Consider the following 19,384-nt stretch of genomic DNA (forward strand, 5'->3'; position numbering starts at 1 on the left):
ACGTTTACCGTTATTACCTGGCGTCACACTGATAATTTACGCTAACCCGATCATCTTGACATAAAATTGATGATTAGATTACAGTGTATTAGCTGTTGCGCTACACAATCTATTTTAGAAAAAAAGGTGATATTACGTCATTCATTATTTATATGATTGACCGAAATCCTTCAGACAAAAATTTAGCCATTGACCCAGTGTTTTTTGGGAAAAATTAATTTCTTTTAAACCACATAACACCAGGGGAGAAATGATGAAGGCAAGGCACGCAACTATAATTTCAGAAGCCTTTCAACACCCTGAGCGTGCGGATAAAAAGAAATTATGGGCGTCATTGATCATTTCATCAATTCTGGTCGCTTTGTCAGCGATCTTTTTTTACTGCATTAATTCATCCTCTGACGACAAACAAAGAACCCGGACACTGGAGAACCTGGTAATAAAAATCGACGGAATTCTGGCGGACGCGATCGAAAGTGCCACCGCACTAATAAAAACGGGGACAGACTGCACAAGCCAGCAACTGCAGTCAATAAAAAAAACCGTTCAGACAAACGGCTATATTCGATCGCTGACTCTGTTTGATGCCTCCGGGAATATTTACTGCTCCTCATCGACAGGTCAGACCTTCATTCCAAACGAAAGGGTTAACCTGAACATCAGGCACGATATCAGAAAACGCATCGAAAAAAATGAAAAAGGAATTTCAATAAAACTCATATCCGGCTCCAATCGCGTGCCAGATAAAAATGCAATGGTGATTTTAATACCTTTCAATAATGGCATAATGACACTTGCAATAGATGCCGGATATTTTACGACACCACTCAGCACAATCCATCTGGTAAGCAACAAAATTTATACACTTGAAGCAGATGGAATGCGACTCTCCTGGCATGGTTTAACAGCATCTTCTTCGGTGGAAGAAAATGGTTATTTAAAAAAATCCACCCTGTTTCCGTACAAAATAATAGAGACCTCATCAGAAAATACCGATGGCATTGACCATACTATAATCTCTGCTGGTTTTTTTTCTTCCCTGTTTCTGGCATTTTTCCTTACCTCACGCTGGACACTCAACCGATTCTACTCCAGAAAGCGTTACATCATTAACGCCCTTAGAGACAAGGCTTTCTCTTTTGACATACAACCGGTATTCAGCCTGAACGAAAAACGCCTTATGGGAGGCGAGGTTTTGATACGCTGGAGAGTGAGCCCGTCCATAATGATATCGCCCCACCTTTTTATTCCTGTTGCTGAAAAACATAATATCGTGAACAAACTGGCAGAGTTTCTTTTAACCGATATTGCTGACAGAATCTTAGCAGGAAGTCTGATACTTCCGCCTTCGTTCAGGCTTAACTTTAATGTTCATTCCTCTCACTTTGAACAGGAATCTCTTATCATTGCCTGTCAGTACTTTCTGAATGCCACGGCAGCCTGCAAAATAAAACTGGTGCTGGAATTAACTGAACGCCAGGAACTGGCGCAGCAGATGAGCGTAAAGACAACTCTCAGCGTTTTAATCGCAGCGGGTGTTGAGATGGCCGTGGATGATTTCGGAACCGGCAGTTCAGGGCTTCGCTATCTTTACAACAGCAACTTCAGGTGCATAAAAATTGATAAAAGCCTGACTGAAGAAGCCATTTCTAACCCACTTGCCTGCACAGTAATGGAGTCCAGTATTCAACTGGCCCAGAAACTGGGTAAAGTCATTGTCGTAGAGGGAATTGAAACACAACAGCAGTTAGAACTTATCAGCCGAATGGATCTGAAAAATGAAGTTCTGATACAGGGATATCTGTGGTCGCGCCCACTCTGCCCACAACAATTTGGTTATTTCATAAATCATAATGCATGAATGAACACATTAATGCTTAGGGTAACCATTGCGGCATTACCCCCATTTTCATTTTCACCACACACTCACCAGGAACGTTAATAATGAACAGAGTTAAGCAGGTTTTTGAAAATCTAAAGATCAGATCAAAGCTTGGAATTTCTTATTTCGCACTGATTTCTTTTCTGCTTGTCAGCGTCCTTATCGGACTCAACGCGCTGGGAATGGCCAGAACAAGTATCACCGGTATGATTAACGACGACTATCCAACGATATCTTTAGGCAATGACCTTATTCAGAATATAAATCAGGGTGTCCAGCTACAGCTGATGCTGATAAATGCCGAAGATCCCGTTTCCAAAGTGACCATTGAGCGTGAGATGCTGGAAAAAACAAAGAATATCAGCACCACGTTTGGCGAACTGCGGCGTCTTGCAGACGACAGTGACTCACAGAGGATCCTTGATGATATTGAGGTCAAACGCCGCGAATTCCTGAGTTCGCGCCAGGATTTCCTGTCGCGCCTGGCCGTAAATAAAGCGGAGGCAAACTCGTTTTATCTCAACTCAACAGTGAAACTACAGGATGCGTATGTTAAGCAAGTATCGAATTTCATCGGGTTACAGGAAGCCCAGATGAAAAGCTCCTATGAAAGTTTCACTACGCGATATAACAGCGTACGCAAGGAGATTATTTTCATCTCTCTGTTCAGCATCCTGACAGCCATTACGCTGGCACTGTTTATTACCCGATCGATTACTGCCCCGCTTTATGACGTTATCGCCCGGGTACAGCGAGTCGCTGAAGGGCACCTCACTAACAGTATCAGCACGCAACGTCGGGATGAGACAGGACTTCTCATGAACGCCATTGGCGCCATGCAAACTAATCTCAGTGTGATGGTCCGTCAGATACGCGAAGGTGCAGAAAATATCGCTACCGGGGCCCATCAGATACTCGCCGGCACCCGTAATTTATCGGAACGAACGGAAGAGCAGGCCAGCTCGGTAGAGGAAACGGCTGCCTCTGTTGAGCAGTTTACCGCCACCATTGCCCACACCCGCAGCAATACGCGCTTTGCCTCCACGCTCTCAGCGCAGGCTGAGAATGCCGTCAGTCAAAACGGTGAAATGATGCAGGCCGTGACGGTTAAGATGAATGAAATCGAAGCCTCCTCACGTCAGATGGCGGAAATACTGACCTTGATTGACTCGATTGCGTTCCAGACCAATATTCTGGCGCTCAATGCGGCGGTTGAAGCAGCGCGTGCCGGTGAGCATGGCCGGGGATTTGCGGTAGTGGCGCAGGAGGTTCGTTCCCTGTCACAGAAGACGGCCACTTCATCCAGCGAGATAAAAGCGTTGATTGAAAAGTCTTCATCCCAGACACGAGACGGACAAAGAATGGCAACGGACGCAAACCAGTTGATGGGCGGCATGATCAGCAACGTTTCTGAGATGAAAACAATCCTGAGCCAAATCGATCAGGCTGCCGTCGAACAGGCGGACGGTATTGCTCAGATTAATATTGCCATTACGCAGATCGACACCACCACCCAGCAGAACGCCGCTCTTGTAGAGGAATCGCTTGCTGCTTCCGCCATGCTGAATGATCAGGCCGTTATCATGATGCGTACGGTAAGCGCATTCAGGACTGAGGACGCCCCGTCAGAGAATGTTCAGGGATTGAGCAATCACAAAGAAATAACTTACGCCACGGCGTGATGAACCTGATTAACTCAGGTTTCAGGTAGCCATTCTCTCACGCCACACGCAGATTATCGTGCAGGCAAAGCCATCCTCTGTGGTGGCTTTTCTCGCTTTCGTATTTTGAAATTTGGTTGATCAGGCAGTAACCGCCAGCGTGTCGCCCGCATATGTGAACAAACCTGCATAATTCCGGGACGTCTTATCCGCCGCCAAATCCGCTTCACGCCGTACTACTCACCTGAGTTGCGAAACCCCATCAGGATGTTGACCCACCAGAATATCCCGCTGAACCGCAGAAACAAATCAGACTGAGTGTTGAGCCAGGTTAAGTCATTACTCCAGTCAGCCTGGGGAATTTGAGATTTAAGAGAGCGATAAATCTTAAACTTAACCTGAGGTTCATTGTGTAAAATAGCGAAAACCTGTAGCTGAATGCGCTACTTACATCTGTAAATACACTGCTCACTGGAACGATTAGCATGCCCGATGTGAGTCCTTCTTTAAGTCAAATCCGCCTCCCATCGCCAGAATCTGTTAACGTCTCGCTTATTATTAGTGCCAGTCTAAATAAGAGTTAAAATGACACACGTTATCGTCACCTTTTGACTCTATATTTTTCATTCAAAAACAGTAACTTCTACTCTGATTGTAGTTCGCCTATGCTGGCTGCTTACTACGTTTTACGTCAGAGGGATTTGCTATGTTTAATGTGTCCGCAACCTACAGTGCAGAGGCTGTTGAATGCCTTTATGAAGTCATCGACATTCTTAACCTCAAGGGGGCACGCTGCCACGTGATCTTTGATAGTCAGGCATCCCGTGCCGCGGTCATTGAAGCCGATACAATAGAAGAACTCGGCGAAATGCGTCACCCTGTACTGGCCGTTCTGGAACTGGAGCGCGTGACCAGCATCAACACCATTTTGCGGATTAAATCGTTCTGGACTGATCCGGAGGGCGTCAGGCCTGACGTTGAGCCTGGCAGCCTGGCTAAAGCACTCTATAAAGCGCTGACTATCAAGAAACAGATTACGCTGGTCGGTTTGTAAGAGACGGTTGAAAATCATTCACTGGCAATATGCGCGCGTGTTCAATTCCCCCTTTCACCGTTCACGGTCCAGAATACGCGCGCATGTTCATCATTGTTCAGGCACCCCGATTGATCATTTTCACCTGAAAGAGATGTTCGTAAATAACCCTGAACGTGGGACTACTTTGAATTCTCAGCAACAAAGTTCAGATAATTTTCAGGTGTAATCAGCTTGTAAGGCACCCAGTTAAGCGTCTCAACCTTTTGTTTGTTCAGCAGGGCTTTGGTCACCTGAACTGCGCCGGTAGCCTGTCCTTTTGCATCCTGAAAAATAGTGAGCACCATCCTGCCGTTTTTAATGAACTGCTGACCATCGGGTGTTCCATCAATTCCCGCCACAAGGATTTTATCGTTCTTCGCCTGGTTTAAAGCCATAATCGCGCCAATCGCCATCTCATCGTTGTTTGCAGCAATGGCGTCAATGGGACGCTGATTTAGCAGCCAGCCAGAAACCACATCAACCGCTTCATTGCGTTGCCATTTCGCTGTCTGCTTCTCAATAACTTTCATGTCTTTATATTTACTGATAACCGCTTCCACAGCACGGGTACGCTCACGGGCCTCTTCATTCGACAGCGCGCCCATCAGTATCGCTACATTACCTTTGTAGTTCATTTTCTTTGCCAGCGCCTCCATCTGCATTTCGCCACCCAGCGCCGAATCAGAACCAACATATGCCATATCTGCTGGCAGTTTCACTTCCGGTTTACGATTTACGAAAACCAGCGGAATACCGGCATTTTTGGCGGCCGTGATCATCGGTAAAACACCCTGGGTATCAACCGGATTGAGAATAATGGCGTCAACGCCCTGGTTGATAAAGTCATCAACCTGCTGCACCTGCAGCGCGACATCGCCTTTGGCATCAACAAACTGGCTCTTGAGTTCACTGGCGTTAAGCTCTTTCTGCATCTGAGTGCGAAGGATGGAGACAAAGTTAAGGTCGAAGTTAGCCAGCGCGACGCCAACGGTAAACGTTTTGGCGCTGATTCCCACACTAAACAGCAAGGAGCAAAGACAAAGCAGAAGGTTTCTGATGTTCATAGTCAATTCCTGTAGGTTGAGGTTGTTATTGTTTTCATTAACATTATTGTGCGTCGGGTAACAGGCAAATACCCGACGCATGCTGCTTACAACGTAAAGTGATCGCGGAACTGCTGGACAGCCGCTGTGCTATCACCGCTGGCCCAGCCCTCCATGGCGACGGTGCCGCTGTAACCTATCTCCTGCAGCGTCCGTGCAATAGCCCGGTAATTGATCTCGCCGGTGCCCGGCTGCTGGCGGCCTGGTACATCGGCAACCTGGATTTCCCCTATCGCAGAACCGCAGCGCCGTACCAGTTCAATCAGATTGCCCTCGCCAATTTGTGCATGGTAGAGATCCAGATTCATCTTCAGCGCCGGGCTGTTGACCGCTTCGACCAGCGCCAGCGTTTCAGAGGCCAGGGCGAAGGGTGTGCCCGGATGATCGATCGGCAGATTAAGGTTTTCGAGGGTGAAAACGCGTCCGGCTCGTTCACCAAGTTGTGCAACCTGGCGCAGCGTATCGGCGGCCTTGAGCCACATAGCGCCCGTTACCGTTGTCACGGGTTTTACCGGCAGTCCGCGGTCGTCAAGTCCGGTGCCATGCAGATTCAGTACAGGACAACTGAGACGTTCGGCCACAGCCAGTGAGGCTTCAGCACTCTGCAGTAACTGCGCTATCTCTGTTTCATCGGTAAGATTACCGCTCAGATAACCGGTCATAGAGGTAAAGCGCGCACCGGTCGCCACCAGCGCATCAATATCCTTGTTGGCCCATCCCCAGATTTCGACGCCGAAACCCAGCTCATGAATGCGTTTTACGCGCTCTGTAAATGGCAGCTCCAGAAATACCATTTCAGCGCAGACGGAAAGTTGATAATCAGCCATCAGCCCGCCCCCAGCTTAACCGGCAAGTTGCTCTGTACAGATTCGATACAGGCCAGCGCAATTTCCAGCGCGTTGCGCGCATCTTCGCCCGTGGCGCGAGGCGTTTCACCACTTCGGATACAGCGGGCAAACTCGGTCATTTCTGCCACATAGGCCTCTCGCAGCAGATCTGAATCCAGTCGCGACGTATCGACGGCTATTCCGCTGGCGGTGTAACGCACGCAGTGGTTGGCATTGATGTGGCCCGCCTGCAGCATGCCTTTACTGCCAAAAACCTCACCGCGCACGTCATAGCCATAGACCGCCTGAAAGTTTGCCTCAGCTATAGCAATAGCGCCGTTGTCGAAGCGAATAGTCACAACCGAGGTATCCAACAGCCCTTTATCCTTAAAATCTGGCCGCACCAGCGCATCGGCCAGCGCATAGACTTCTACCGGCTTTGCGCCATGATTGAAGTGCAGTAGCGTGTCAAAATCGTGAATCAGCGTTTCAAGGAAGATGGTCCATTGCGGAATCGGCGCTGGATCGTTCAGGCCTGGGTCACGGGTCACAGAGCGACTAAGCTGGGTCGTGCCATTCTCACCGTTTTTTACCGCTGCAATTGCTGCCGCAAAACCGGAATCAAAGCGGCGATTAAAGCCCACCTGTAACACGACGCCTGCCTTTTTTGCCGCCGCGATGGCGCGATCGGCCTCATCCAGCGTGACAGCCATAGGCTTTTCGCAAAACACATGTTTGCCGGCTCTGGCCGCGGCAATCACCCACTCCGCATGCGTCCGTGCTGGCGCGGCAATCGCAACGGCGTCGATTTCATCATCCTGAAGCAGCGCATGCAGATCGCTATACGATTTGCTCACCCCAAGCCGGCTGGCGAGCTTCTCTGCTGCGCCAGGGAACGGATCCGCCACTGCCGCAAGGGTGGCACCAGGCACACGCCAGGCCAGATTTTCCGCATGGAAGCTGCCCATGCGGCCTGCGCCGATTAAACCCACGCGCATTGTTTGATGGTTCATAAAAACTCCTTATTATTTTGCTTTTGCCCAGGCGGGCGATGAAGGGTGTTGTTCAGATCGCTTCACCTCAGCAGCGAAACGACGGGATTTGGAGAGCATCAGCGGTTCAATGTGCTCCAGCGACACGCCCCGGGTTTCCGGTAAAAAACGACGGACAAACCAGAACGCGATGAGCGATCCCACCGCGCATAACATCAGCGGGAAGGCACCATGAAAGTGTTCCATCAGCACCTGGCTGCGGTTCATCATCGGGAAGCTTTGGGTAACGATAAAATTAGCGACGTACATCGAGGCGAACGCAAAGCCCATCGCCACGGCGCGAATCCGATTAGGAAAGATTTCTGAGATCAGCAGCCAGGCACCCAGGCTCCATGAGAGGCCAAATATCAGCACGAAGGCCAGCAGTCCAATCACTGGCAGCAGGCCACCTGCATCGGCGATAAATGCCAGGGCGGTGAAGATCATAGAGAGCGCGCATCCCAGTGCCCCCCAGCGCAGCAGCACTGTCCTGCCCAGACGATCAATGGTACTCAGACAAACGGCCACGCCAGTCAGCAGCGCAAGACCAATGAAAATGCTGTGAAACAGGGAAGACTGGGTACTGCCGGTGATGTTTTGTAAGAGTGACGGCGCGTAATAGAGCAGGATGTTGATACCGGAGATCTGCTGCAAAATAGCAATGGCACAACCCACCAGCAGGATATAGCGTGCCCGCGCATCCCGCAGGATGCCGCGCTGACGGGTCAGGATGTTGTCATCCCGATTTGACGTCAGGATTTCCTGTAACAGTCGCTGGGCGTGTCGGGCATTTGAAAGACGCGTCAGCACCTCAAGGGCCCGCTCTTTTTTGCCGTTCAGCGCCAGCCAGCGCGGTGACTCTGGCATAAACGGCACCAGCAGCAAAAATAGCACGCAAGGCACCACGCCCGAAGCGAGCATCCAGCGCCAGCCTTCACTGACAATCCACTGATGCGGCATGCCGCGTGCAATCAGGTAATTCACGATATAGACGGTAACCTGTCCGCCCACCATCAGCATCTGCTGCAGGCCGAGCATCCGTCCGCGCCAGTCTTTGGGTGAAACTTCAGCGATGTAAAGCGGCGTAATCGCAGAGGCCATCCCGACCGCCAGCCCGCCAGTCAGTCGCCAGATAACGAAATCGGTCAGCGATCCCGCCAGCGCAGCGCCCACTGCGGAGAGCAAAAAGAGTAGAGCGGTAACGATTAGGGTCGTTTTGCGACCGATACGATCAGAAATGAAGCCAACACTCCATGCGCCGACGATGCAGCCGAGAATGACGTTGGACACCGCCCAGCCACTTTCCCATGGCGTTAAATTCAGATGTTCTGTCAGCGGGTCGATAACGCCAGAGATTACAGAAGCGTCATAACCGAGAATCACGCCACTTAGTGAAGCAATGGCACAGATAAACAGAATCAGCCGTAAATTGTGTTTGCGCATAACAACTTATTTCCCTTCGCATGATTGATCCAGGTGATTGCATCAACCTTTGCAAAGGTGGTGCCAACCAAAATCCGGGAAATTTTGTGAGCGCTGACACAACGTCACACCTCAAACTGGCAACAAAGTTTACATGTCAACTTAACATGTCCATAAAATGGACATTTAATCCCACTGGAGTGGCGTGTGAATCAGCAATTGTTATTACGAGATGAGAGCGAGGCGATCTTCAGCCTGCCCGACAGGGAGGCCGCCGACAGTTGGGACGCGCTGTTATGGCGAAGCTGGGAGAGCTTTACCCAGGGCGAACCGCCGCCAGCGCTTCGTGAAACTATTCTGCACTCCTGGCAACGCTCGCAGCAGTACGCTATCGATCCAGATCGATTTATCTATACCGCGCCCCCAGCCAGCGAACTGACTGCGATTCTTGAAAACAATGCAGAACTCATTCTTGTTGCACGCAGCATTATGGAAAATTTGCTCGCCTATAATCCGGACGGGCACATTAACCTCACCGATGCGCAGGGTGTAACGCTCCATTTTTGCGGTGCCGACCTGACACCGATCGGCAGTATTCTGCGTGAAGAGGTATTGGGTACTAACTGTACCGCGCGCTGCCTGATTGAACAGCGACTGGTCTATGTGTTGAGCGGTGAAAACTGGAAGTTTGATTTGCGAAAACGCCGCCGGCAGTGCGCTGCGGCCCCCGTCCGTAATGAAAACGGACAATTGATAGGTGTGCTCACACTGACCGCCACGCCTGATAATTTCAACGTCCACACACTTGGCACGGTCCAGGCGGCGGCAGAAGCAGTCGGACAGCAACTGATGCTACGACGCCTGCTGGCTGAACAGCAGTCCATTCTTGAGACGCTGAATGAAGGTGTGATTGTCTGTGATAAACAGGGACGCATTAAAACCCTTAACCGCTATGCGCGCCAGATTTTCAGCGGGCTGAATCCAGGCAATATCCCGATTGATGAACTGCTACAGCCACAAGGCGGATCGCTGCTGACCATGCCTTTTTGTAATGACATCGAGTTGCAGTTCAGGCCAGCCGGCCTGGCCCCCCTCTCCTGCCTGATATCATTGATGCCCGCGCCGGATGGCGGACGCGTGCTGTCGCTGCGTGAAAATCAGCGTATCCGTGCCATTACACGACGTGTCATGGGCGTGAATGCCAGTTACACCTTTGACATGATTCGCGGCCGCTCGTCGCGTCTGCAGCAGGCAATTCATAAGGCCCGGGTCAGCAGCCGAACCGACAGCACAGTGCTGCTCAGCGGTGAAAGTGGCACCGGCAAAGAGTTGTTTGCGCAGGCCATTCATAATGCCAGCCCACGTCAGCAGGAAGCGTTTATCGCTCTTAACTGCGGCGCACTGCCACGCGATCTGGTGCAAAGCGAGCTGTTTGGCTATGCGGATGGCGCCTTCACCGGTTCACGGCGTGGCGGTTCGGCGGGCAAGTTTGAACTGGCTGACGGCGGAACCCTTTTCCTGGATGAGATTGGTGAGATGCCGCTCGAAGCGCAAACCAGCTTGCTACGCGTACTGCAGGAGAGTGAAGTGCTGCGTATCGGCGCGGCTCAGCCCGTGAAAGTGAATGTCCGCATTATCGTGGCAACGCACTGCAACCTGCTGGATGCCGTGGAGAAAAATGCCTTTCGGCGCGATCTCTATTACCGTCTGAATGTAATTTCATTAGAAATTCCTCCGCTGCGTGACCGTCGTGAAGACATACCGGAGTTGGTGAATATTTTCATTCAGGCGCTCTGCACACGTCTGAAGCGTATTCCGCCTGTGGTCGCGCCGGACGCAATGACCTGTCTGCAAGCCTGGGATTGGCCGGGAAACGTACGTGAACTGGAAAATGTGATTGAGCGTGTCGTCAACCTGAGTGAAGGGTTAGAAATAACCCGCGCCGATTTGCCCGAATCCCTGCAGCAAGTCTCAGCCAGTGATGCGCCCGGAGAGATTCAACCCTCACTGCAAAATCTGGAGCGGATGCATATTTTACAAATTGTCAGTGAACAACAGGGGAATCTGCGTCAGTCGGCGCAACTGCTGGGGATCTCACGAACGGCGTTATATAACAAGCTCAATGCATGGAAAATCGACTACCGTGCTTTCAGGAAAAATGATGCCTGAACGCTGCGACGATTTGGCTGAACAGCACAGTGGCACCAACAATCCATATCGCGATAAAGATCCCTGCCGTTACGCGACTGACAGGACGTTTACTGGCTTGCGCTGCAGTTTCACGATGTTCGCGCATCACCTCGGGGGGAATAAGACGTACCACCAGCATGATCCCCAGCGGTACAATGATCAGGTCGTCGAGATAGCCGATAACGGGAATGAAGTCGGGGATCAGATCGATGGGTGAAACCGCATAGGCCGCGACAATCATCGCCAGCACTTTAGCCACTAACGGTGTACGGGGATCGCGGGCGGCGAGCCATACCGCATGCACATCCCGTTTGATGTTTCGTGCCCACGTTTTGATGTCAGTCATAAGCTTACTTTTCACGAAACGTCTTTTCCTTATTGAGGACAACGGTTATTACGCTTTCGTACAACGCTCCTCACAAAGACTCACGCGCCGTGTTGAGTCCGGGCGCCATTTTCTGTCAATCAACACTACGGCAATCGGCATCCCAGGTCTTCATGGCAGTTGATACCGCCGCATCAAGTTCTTTACCGGTTGCGCCATCGCGGGCTTCGGTCGACAGGCCGATTTCAAAACTGTGAAAAAACCTGGCCAGTGCCTGCACATCTGTACCGGAAACCAGAAGCCCCGCCTCTCTCGCTCTGGTGACACATCGCAAAAACCCCGCTCTGGTTCGATCGCGTTGCGCTGCCAGAAGCTCACGAATGTGCGCGTTTGCAGGTGAACAGGTATTAACGGATAGCGCGATCAGGCAACCACTGGGATGTCCCTGATCTGTCTGCATCTTTGCGGAGCGACGCAAGGCGAGTTCGATAGCCTGTCGGGGTTCAAGCGAATCGTCCCATAGACAATCGTTCACCTGACCATAAGTCGTCATATAGCATTCGACAACCTCTTCGAACAGCGCCTCTTTAGAACCAAATGCGGCGTAAAAACTGGGGGCAGTGATACCGTTACCGAGATTCGACTTGAGCATGGCAAGCGAAGTGGACTCGTAACCGTGTTGCCAGAAAAGTGTCATCGCCTGACGAATTGCTTCGTCACGGTCAAATGTTCGTGGACGTCCCATCTGAGCCATATCCGTTCCTTTTTGACTTGCCAGACATAAATACTAATCGATACATATATTCTTGACAAGTTGCGCGGGGGCTTATAGTTTCGAATATATATACCGATCGATATTTATATCAGCCAGCCTGTTATCACGCGGGTTTTCGCAATATTTAAGCGTTACAAACTTAAAAAAGGACTCAACGTGCACGTCAATACCGCATTCAGTGAAACCACAACACAACGAGGCCTGCCTCTGGCTTCCCTGCTGGCATTTGCCATGACTGGCTTTATCGCCATTCTGACCGAGACCCTTCCGGCGGGTCTGCTTCCGGAGATCGGAAAAGGTCTGGGTGTTTCTCAGGTAATGGCAGGCCAGCTGGTCAGTATCTATGCGCTGGGATCGCTGCTGGCGGCGATTCCTTTAACGGTTCTGACCAGTGGATGGCGACGTAAAAAAGTGCTGCTGCTTGCCGTCGGGACTTTCCTGATTTTCAACACCGTTACCACCCTTTCATCCAGCTACTGGCTGACGATGGGGGCTCGCTTCATGTCCGGTGTGGCTGCCGGACTTGCATGGGGAATCCTGGCGGGCTATGCGCGCCGCCTCGTTCCTGCTGAATTACAGGGCCGCGCGCTGGCTATTGCGATGGTTGGAATACCGGTTGCCCTGTCGCTGGGAACCCCGGCAGGCGCATGGCTGGGCAGTATGATGGGATGGAGAGTCCCCTTTGGGATCATGGCAGCACTGGCCATTATTCTCTTTATCTGGACATGGGTGGCGGTTCCTGACCTGCCGGGCCAGCAGGCTGACCGTCGACTGCCGGTATGGCAGGTTTTCCGTATGCCCGGCGTCAGGCCCGTTCTGGCGGTTATCTTTCTGTGGATGACGGCTCACAACATTCTTTATACGTTCATCGGACCATTCCTGCAGTTGTCGGGACTGACCGGAAACGTCGGACTTATCCTGCTGATTTTTGGCATCGCGGCATTGGTCGGCATCTGGATCACCGGAATGTTGGTAGATCGTCATTTGCGACATCTGGTTCTGCTCAGCCTTGCAGCACTGGCGGCGGTTTCTGTGGTGCTGGTCGCAGGCATGCGGGAACAGATTGTGGTCTATGTGGCTGTCATCGTATGGGGTTGGTCGTTTGGTGGTGCATCAACCCAGATGCAAACGGCCGCCGCTGATTCGGCTGGCAATCATGTCGACGTTGTTCAGGCGATGGTGACAACCGCATGGAATCTGGCTATCGCCAGCGGCGGCGTTACTGGAGGACTGCTTCTCAATAATGCCGGTGCGGTCTCTTTTCCCTGGGCGCTACTCACCTTTATGGCGGTTGCGTTGATCATCGCCTGGCGGGCGAAAAAGCATGCTTTCAGGCCGGGTGCCAGAGGAGGCCCAGTGAAATAGTGATGTTGAAAGGCGTCCGCAATGGACGCCCGATAAATATCCAATCTGCTTTGCTTTGAGCTTGTGACCGGTAAATCTGTCTGAACGCGTTTTGCCAAACCCATTATGTGTTAATTGTTGGCCTCGTCAGAAACTGACTGCCCGAGCTGGGTGGTGTAATTAGCGGGCACCCAGCGATAAGCATTACCCTCGTGCTGAACATGACCCAGACCCGGGAAAGCGATATGCGCCGCAGCCACCCAGTAGCCCTGATCGGCAGCCTGTTTCAGTACCCTTTCACGTGTATTAATAGCCTGTTTCTGATCGACATCAAAATGGATGGCCACTTCGGGGTCTGGCATTTGCACCGCTTTGGCATGGATGATGTCTCCCCATAACACCAGCGTCTGCCCCTGGCTTTCCACGCGATAAAGTACGCTGCCCGGCGTATGGCCAGCGGTCGACTCAGCACGGATTCCTCCCGGTAATGTAGCGGGTGCCATAAATGTTTTAAGCAGGCCAGCATTCATGACCGGGCGAAGCGTTCGTTCAGAATCCGCAAAGGTGTGAGCCTGACTGGCTTCCACTTTGCTGGCGTTGGCCGGATTAAGCCAGAAATCGACATCCTGTTTATCCACATACACTTCAGCTTCAGGAAAAGCCGGCTTGCCTGCACGCGAGACACCGCCTGAATGATCGGCATGAACATGAGTCAGAAGCACAGCATCGATCGATTCAGCCGGATAGCCAGCAGCGGCCAGGTTGGTCAGCAGATGTCCGCCATCGTGGCCAAAAAGCTCACCGGCGCCAGTATCGACTAAGATGCGCTTTTTGCCATCATCGATAACAAAGGCGTTAATCGACGTTTCAGCCTGCGGCGTCATCGCCTCTCTGGCCATTCCCTTGCTGAGTTTATCCGGTGAAATGTTTGTCAGTAATGTATTAAGGGGAATGGTCACCGTGCCGTCGGAAACGGCGGTAATGCGCAATTTACCTAACATCATCCGGTAATAACCCGGAGCCTGTTGATCCCGTGCAGACGGCTGTTCGGCTGCATAGGCCGGACTGAATGCCATAAGTGACGCCACCAGCATCAGTAAAATTTTCATCAATTATTCTCCAGAATGTTTCATCACAACGTGGTGGGCAGTATCCTCAGACAATCCATATCACTCAAATTGATTAAACTGATGCTCACTATCAGAGAAAATGATTTTCATCGTATCGACCTGAATTTACTGACGGTGCTGTTAGTTCTGAAACGGGAAGGCAGCGTCTCTCGTGCAGCAGAAAAGCTGCATCTGGGCCAGCCTGCGGTCAGTAATGCACTGGCCCGGTTGCGGGTGATGTTCAGCGATCCGCTCTTTGTGCGTACAGCAAGAGGAATGGAGCCTACCCCGCGAGCCGAGGCGCTGATAGCTGAGCTGGGGCCTCTGATGGCGCAGATGCAGAATGTCCTTTTTCAGCCAGCATCCTTCACGCCTTCTGAGGTGACGCATGTTTTTCGGCTGGGGATGAGCGACTGGGTTGAGCGCTCAATCATGCCGGCACTGTATGCGCGCATCACGCGCACCGCGCCGGGCGTGACGCTTCAGGTCACGGCCAGCGATCCCTTCAGGGATGTGGAACTGGTCGCACGTGGCGAGATCGATCTTGCCATATCGGTGGGCGATAACACGCCCGCCACGCTGCAGCGCGAGAAAATCGTTTCACATAGCTTTTGTACGTTGTGGCATCCGGAGCAGCTTTCGTTATCTGCGCCGCTGACGCTGGAGGATTACGTGGCGCATGATCATCTGCTGGTTTCCTATCGTGGATCAACCTGGAGCGCCATTGATGACCAGCTTGCGACCCTTGGAAAGGCACGTTCGATTCGCTACGTGACGCCGCATTTTTCCTCTCTGCCGCCGCTACTGGTGCGCACGCCCGCGTTAGCTACCGTCCCCGCCGGGCTGGCGGATGACTGGATAACCCATTACGGTTTATGCTCCAGCCCTGTACCGGTGGCGACTCCCGAAATCGCTCTTTCGCTGCTCTGGCATAAACGCTGTGATAACGATATGCCGCTGAGCTGGCTCAGGGAGGAACTGCGTGGGGTAATGACAGAGCGAATCTGAGTAGCTGCTCTTGTGGGATGCTAAAACCTGCTTTGCAGATTACCCGCCCTGAACAACGTCGAAAACCAGACTTTGCAGAAAATGGATGCTGAGAAGAGGATAAAAATTTGTCTGACTACCAGCTTGCTGGAACTGTTCAATCTGTAGAGAATTTTTGCCGCTTACGTATTATCTCAGGACTGACGCCACGTCCCGCCGAAGCTGCCCGCCTGGGACGTCCTGACAGCTGTTATGGTGTTCATATCCTTTATAGGGAAATCGTCATCGGAATGGGGCGTATCGTCGGCGACGGCGCGCTGAATATGGATATTGTCGATGTCGCTGTAGATCCCACGCATCAGGGAAAAGGTCTGGGCCGCATGATAATGAAAACGCTGACAAAGTGGCTCGATAAAAATGCCTGTGATGTGCTTATGTCACATTGATGCTAGATGTTCGGGGCTGTACGAAAAATTTGGTTTTACGCGCGTCAGCCCTGTGAGTGAAGGTATGGCAAGGATCTGGAAAAATACCAAAACGTCATGAAATAGTGATGCTCCCGTTTAATGCAGACCGTAACATCACATCATTAAGTACTGATCCAAATAACACATTAATGAGCAGGTAGATAGAACGTTACCTGCTCTGCTCTCTATCAGCGTGAACCTGTTAACTTCCACACCTTCACTTTATAAAGCACCGTTTACGTTCTGAAGCTCAGTATCTCGCCCGGCTACTGCTTAATCGCGGAAAAAATGCCGGTGGCGGCAGAGCCTGAGGCGCCGCCGGCTCAGCGTTCAGCATGCTTAAGAACGCCCCGGCCCAGTGATGATTGTTGTGCATATGCAGGCCTTTCATCAGACGTGCATGCAGACTTCGCCGTTCGTGTAACGGCATCTGCAGGGCGCGATGCACCGCACTGGCCATGGCGTCAGGATCATAAGGATTGACGATGATGGCTCCCTCCATCTGCTCGGCTGCACCGGCAAACTGAGAGAGGATAAGCACACCGGGATTTTTCGGGTCCTGCAGGGCGACATACATTTTTGCCATCAGACTCATACCCGCCATTAATGGCGTTACCAGCGCAACGCGTGAGGCACGATAGATACCAGCCTGCTCTTCCCGGCTATAAGCATGGGTGAGATAGTTCACCGGATACCAGTTCATTGTGCCATGTACGCCATTCAGCTCGCCGCACAGTGCTTCCAGCGCATGACCGAGTTCAGACGCATCATGCGCGTGTCCGGCTGCCGGAGGTGCCAGCTGCAATAGCGTGATATTTTTCTGATAGCAATCATGTCTTCTTAACAGTACCTCCAGGGTACTGATGCGGTAAGGCAGCCCCGAACTCTCATCAAGATGGCCGCCGCTAAGCACGGTATTTTCTGGCAGACTTTCGCGGCACTGCATTTCCATGTAAGCACAGCTGTTGCTCTCGCGCAGACATTGCACATCATCAAGATCAATCCCGACCGGAAATACACCCACTCTTATTATCCGGCCATTAATCCGAAAACGTTGTGCCTCCAGTCGATCCAGTCTGAATTCGCTCTCCAGCCAGACCAGGAAGTTATTCATATCCTGTACCGTCTGGAAGCCAATCAGGTCACAACACAGTAATGAGTCAGTGAACCAGCGCCATTCGGGAATCGTTTCAAACATCCTGCCAGCCGGGAAAGGCTGATGCAGAAAAATACCCACTGAGTTGGTCAGCCCTTCTTCACGAATATAGGAAGCACAGCCAAGCAGATGATAATCCTGAATCCAGATAACATCGTCGGGTGTGGCATTTTCGCAAATGGCGCGCGCATAGGCTTTATTAATATTTTTATATTCCTGATAGCCACTGGTGGAAAATCGGGCCATGTCAGGGCGCTGGTGAAAAACAGGCCAGAGTCCTTTGTGAATATAGTTGTGGTAACCCTCATTAAGCTCGCCCGGCGTATAGGAGAAGGTCACGGTTTCATACTGGCCAGTCTGCTGCACTAAGTAGGATCTTGACGCGTCGCTGGGTATCACTTTGCTCTCACCATCCCAGCTAATCCACAGCCCTCCCTGACGGGAAAGTATGCCTTCATAAACGGCAGTAAGCGTCGAACGTTGACATTGATTATGAGAAACAAGGATAAGGCCTGACATGGTGTGTTCCTTAAGAACCCGCTGCGAGAAAGCAACATTGCCTGGCAGTGAGCCGCTATTAATCGGAGGTCGGATAATAAACTGGAGAAAACCGCTCATTTGCGTGCGCCCGGGCTTAGTGCCCGCTGGCGCTTTTGGCGCAAATCGGGTCGTATCCCCCTTCGTGCAGCGTCGTCACGTAGACACCGGGCAGCGAGGGAAAAGAGATAAATCCGTTACGCTCGAAGAAATCCGGTACAGGCTCACCCATTGCAATGATGCTCCGGCAGCCCCTGGCGCCAGGATGAGACAGACAGCAGTGCAGCAGCCATGAGCCGAGCCCGATAAAACGATATTCCGGCGAGATGAACAGGTTCCGGATTACCCAGGTCTCCGCCATATCGGTCACGACGCGGGCAAAACCGATTTGTCGGCCATTGCGGTAAAGTCCAAAACAGAGGCTATTGTTCAGCGCCAGAGTCAGAGAGCGGGTGTCCGGTATCGATTCACCCAGCCACTGAGAGATCAGGCGATAGTTCAGCAGTGCCGGATCGGTACTGGCCTCGATGGCATCTCTGAACCATTTGCGGGGCGAAACAAGGCGAAGGCGCTGTTGCTCAGCAAGTTCAGCGACAGCAGCATCGCTGCACCCCGGTATGGACCAGGGTTTGTTAATGCATTTCATCCACGGCTTCCTTGAACATAGGCGCATCAGCGCCCGGTGCCGTTAATTAAACCGATCGGCCTGTAAAAAAGGCGTAAAAAGAGGCAGATGAAACGTAAAAACGCTGCAAAACATCCGCCGCCCTGGCATCGCCGGACGGGGAAGGTGCAATAAGTCAGCGAGTTGAATACAGAGAATGTACGCAGTGATAAGTCAAGAAGAGTGGCCTGCCCGGGTCCACTCGCTCCCAAAGCGGGTTTACTAAACGCGTGGCAGGGCCATATTTACTGCAGAAATGAAGAAATCTCTTTTAAATCAGAACCGAGCCATCATTGTCTGGAATGATACGCCGTTGAAAAACTTAACCTCTCCCACTCTCTTAAATCCCAGTTTTTCATAGAAGGGAACGGCGAAGAGTGAGGACCGTACACTGATTTCTGATCGCAGCATGGGCGCTACCTGCTGCCAGAGTGCCCTTGCCACCCCTTGACGGTGAAACTTTGGATGCACAAAAAAGTATTTCACTAGATTGCCTTCGAAAAGGGTGAGTACGCCTGTTACCTCACCTCTTTCCACGGCAATCAGCCAGAGATAGTCATCTGCAACGATCAACGGTTTAAGCACATCGGGTTTTATGCTCTCGATAAACCAGTGCGGACAGGGCTCTACCTCTGAAAAGTTACACTTTATCGACACACTGTGTATCAGCTCACTGATGCCTGTCGCATCAGACTCAATGGCCGCTCTGATTTCCATTCTTTTGTCCTCCCCCTGATGTTGTGAATGTAAAGAAATGGCGGTTTGCCATTCGGATTGCCACCCACTCACCCTATCTCCTGAATTCCGGCTGAACCTGCACCATTGACTA

At 51.6% G+C, this 19,384-nt stretch carries 16 protein-coding genes and 1 pseudogene; 7 read left to right on the forward strand and 10 right to left on the reverse strand.

The window, feature by feature from the left end; translation table 11 throughout:
- Positions 1-250 precede the first annotated feature (250 nt).
- The 3 genes from NP77_RS20510 (at position 251) to NP77_RS20520 (ending at position 4,597) form a co-directional block, all read left to right on the forward strand.
- On the forward strand, positions 251-1,861 hold the full coding sequence (locus NP77_RS20510) for an EAL domain-containing protein (protein WP_039661458.1): 1,611 nt from the start codon (positions 251-253) through the stop codon (positions 1,859-1,861).
- Positions 1,862-1,944: 83 nt separating this feature from the next.
- Positions 1,945-3,564: a methyl-accepting chemotaxis protein gene (locus tag NP77_RS20515; protein WP_008924621.1), complete on the forward strand. Its 1,620-nt coding sequence runs from the start codon at positions 1,945-1,947 to the stop codon at positions 3,562-3,564.
- A 685-nt stretch (positions 3,565-4,249) separates the two neighbouring features.
- Positions 4,250-4,597 (forward strand): hypothetical protein, encoded by a 348-nt coding sequence (locus NP77_RS20520; protein ID WP_003855026.1) that lies wholly within the window; start codon positions 4,250-4,252, stop codon positions 4,595-4,597.
- Positions 4,598-4,758: 161 nt separating this feature from the next.
- On the opposite strand, the gene NP77_RS20525 is transcribed toward NP77_RS20520, so the two are convergent.
- The 4 genes from NP77_RS20525 to NP77_RS20540 form a co-directional block, all read right to left on the reverse strand.
- Complete coding sequence (locus NP77_RS20525) at positions 4,759-5,682, reverse strand: substrate-binding domain-containing protein (protein ID WP_008924620.1); 924 nt, start codon at positions 5,680-5,682, stop codon at positions 4,759-4,761.
- Positions 5,683-5,768: 86 nt separating this feature from the next.
- Positions 5,769-6,548, reverse strand: a complete 780-nt coding sequence (locus NP77_RS20530; protein ID WP_039661459.1) for a TIM barrel protein — start codon at positions 6,546-6,548, stop codon at positions 5,769-5,771.
- Positions 6,548-7,561 carry a Gfo/Idh/MocA family oxidoreductase gene (locus NP77_RS20535; protein ID WP_039661460.1) on the reverse strand — a complete coding sequence of 338 codons (1,014 nt, stop codon included), beginning with the start codon at positions 7,559-7,561 and terminating at the stop codon, positions 6,548-6,550. Before NP77_RS20535 ends, NP77_RS20530 begins: the two co-directional genes overlap by 1 nt.
- Positions 7,562-7,573: 12 nt before the next feature.
- Positions 7,574-9,022 (reverse strand): sugar porter family MFS transporter, encoded by a 1,449-nt coding sequence (locus tag NP77_RS20540; protein ID WP_039661461.1) that lies wholly within the window; start codon positions 9,020-9,022, stop codon positions 7,574-7,576.
- Between the two features lie 186 nt (positions 9,023-9,208).
- On the opposite strand from NP77_RS20540, the gene NP77_RS20545 reads away from it, so the two are divergent.
- The gene (locus tag NP77_RS20545; protein ID WP_039661462.1) at positions 9,209-11,170 is read left to right on the forward strand and encodes a sigma-54-dependent Fis family transcriptional regulator; all 1,962 of its coding nucleotides are present in this window, start codon (positions 9,209-9,211) and stop codon (positions 11,168-11,170) included.
- On the opposite strand, the gene NP77_RS20550 is transcribed toward NP77_RS20545, so the two are convergent.
- Both NP77_RS20550 and NP77_RS20555 read right to left on the reverse strand, forming a co-directional pair.
- On the reverse strand, positions 11,151-11,537 hold the full coding sequence (locus tag NP77_RS20550) for a YkvA family protein (RefSeq protein ID WP_039661463.1): 387 nt from the start codon (positions 11,535-11,537) through the stop codon (positions 11,151-11,153). The genes NP77_RS20545 and NP77_RS20550 overlap by 20 nt on opposite strands.
- Before the next feature lie 115 nt (positions 11,538-11,652).
- Positions 11,653-12,270: a TetR/AcrR family transcriptional regulator gene (locus NP77_RS20555; protein WP_039661464.1), complete on the reverse strand. Its 618-nt coding sequence runs from the start codon at positions 12,268-12,270 to the stop codon at positions 11,653-11,655.
- 177 nt (positions 12,271-12,447) lie between these two features.
- Here NP77_RS20555 and NP77_RS20560 point away from each other — a divergent pair, with 177 nt between their 5' ends.
- Positions 12,448-13,656 carry an MFS transporter gene (locus tag NP77_RS20560; RefSeq protein ID WP_039661465.1) on the forward strand — a complete coding sequence of 403 codons (1,209 nt, stop codon included), beginning with the start codon at positions 12,448-12,450 and terminating at the stop codon, positions 13,654-13,656.
- Between the two features lie 110 nt (positions 13,657-13,766).
- Here NP77_RS20560 and NP77_RS20565 read toward each other — a convergent pair whose 3' ends face one another.
- Positions 13,767-14,744, reverse strand: a complete 978-nt coding sequence (locus NP77_RS20565; protein WP_039661466.1) for an MBL fold metallo-hydrolase — start codon at positions 14,742-14,744, stop codon at positions 13,767-13,769.
- 81 nt (positions 14,745-14,825) lie between these two features.
- On the opposite strand from NP77_RS20565, the gene NP77_RS20570 reads away from it, so the two are divergent.
- Positions 14,826-15,752, forward strand: coding sequence for a LysR family transcriptional regulator (locus NP77_RS20570; RefSeq protein ID WP_033763314.1), 927 nt, complete (start codon positions 14,826-14,828; stop codon positions 15,750-15,752).
- Between the two features lie 107 nt (positions 15,753-15,859).
- A pseudogene (locus NP77_RS20575) lies at positions 15,860-16,277 on the forward strand (GNAT family N-acetyltransferase).
- A 171-nt stretch (positions 16,278-16,448) separates the two neighbouring features.
- Here NP77_RS20575 and NP77_RS20580 read toward each other — a convergent pair.
- From NP77_RS20580 to NP77_RS20590, 3 genes are all read right to left on the reverse strand, one after another.
- A complete protein-coding gene (locus tag NP77_RS20580; protein WP_039661467.1) occupies positions 16,449-17,873 on the reverse strand; it encodes a trehalose-6-phosphate synthase in 1,425 nt (474 codons plus the stop codon).
- Positions 17,874-17,988: 115 nt separating this feature from the next.
- On the reverse strand, positions 17,989-18,537 hold the full coding sequence (locus NP77_RS20585; RefSeq protein ID WP_008924609.1) for a GNAT family N-acetyltransferase: 549 nt from the start codon (positions 18,535-18,537) through the stop codon (positions 17,989-17,991).
- A gap of 294 nt (positions 18,538-18,831) precedes the next feature.
- Positions 18,832-19,344 carry a GNAT family N-acetyltransferase gene (locus tag NP77_RS20590; protein ID WP_231572350.1) on the reverse strand — a complete coding sequence of 171 codons (513 nt, stop codon included), beginning with the start codon at positions 19,342-19,344 and terminating at the stop codon, positions 18,832-18,834.
- Positions 19,345-19,384: the final 40 nt, after the last annotated feature.

The sequence above is a fragment of the Pantoea sp. MBLJ3 genome (assembly GCF_000816655.1).
Lineage (GTDB): Bacteria > Pseudomonadota > Gammaproteobacteria > Enterobacterales > Enterobacteriaceae > Pantoea > Pantoea eucalypti.

What these genes read in the sequence shown, in the direction of transcription:
- NP77_RS20510 (WP_039661458.1), top strand. Translation starts at nt 251, where the DNA reads ATGATGAAGGCAAGGCACGCAACTATAATTTCAGAAGCCTTTCAACAC.
- NP77_RS20515 (WP_008924621.1), top strand. Translation starts at nt 1,945, where the DNA reads ATGAACAGAGTTAAGCAGGTTTTTGAAAATCTAAAGATCAGATCAAAG.
- NP77_RS20520 (WP_003855026.1), top strand. Translation starts at nt 4,250, where the DNA reads ATGTTTAATGTGTCCGCAACCTACAGTGCAGAGGCTGTTGAATGCCTT.
- NP77_RS20525 (WP_008924620.1), bottom strand. Translation starts at nt 5,682, where the DNA reads ATGAACATCAGAAACCTTCTGCTTTGTCTTTGCTCCTTGCTGTTTAGT.
- NP77_RS20530 (WP_039661459.1), bottom strand. Translation starts at nt 6,548, where the DNA reads ATGGCTGATTATCAACTTTCCGTCTGCGCTGAAATGGTATTTCTGGAG.
- NP77_RS20535 (WP_039661460.1), bottom strand. Translation starts at nt 7,561, where the DNA reads ATGAACCATCAAACAATGCGCGTGGGTTTAATCGGCGCAGGCCGCATG.
- NP77_RS20540 (WP_039661461.1), bottom strand. Translation starts at nt 9,022, where the DNA reads ATGCGCAAACACAATTTACGGCTGATTCTGTTTATCTGTGCCATTGCT.
- NP77_RS20550 (WP_039661463.1), bottom strand. Translation starts at nt 11,537, where the DNA reads ATGACTGACATCAAAACGTGGGCACGAAACATCAAACGGGATGTGCAT.
- NP77_RS20555 (WP_039661464.1), bottom strand. Translation starts at nt 12,270, where the DNA reads ATGGCTCAGATGGGACGTCCACGAACATTTGACCGTGACGAAGCAATT.
- NP77_RS20565 (WP_039661466.1), bottom strand. Translation starts at nt 14,744, where the DNA reads ATGAAAATTTTACTGATGCTGGTGGCGTCACTTATGGCATTCAGTCCG.
- NP77_RS20570 (WP_033763314.1), top strand. Translation starts at nt 14,826, where the DNA reads ATGCTCACTATCAGAGAAAATGATTTTCATCGTATCGACCTGAATTTA.
- NP77_RS20580 (WP_039661467.1), bottom strand. Translation starts at nt 17,873, where the DNA reads ATGTCAGGCCTTATCCTTGTTTCTCATAATCAATGTCAACGTTCGACG.
- NP77_RS20585 (WP_008924609.1), bottom strand. Translation starts at nt 18,537, where the DNA reads ATGAAATGCATTAACAAACCCTGGTCCATACCGGGGTGCAGCGATGCT.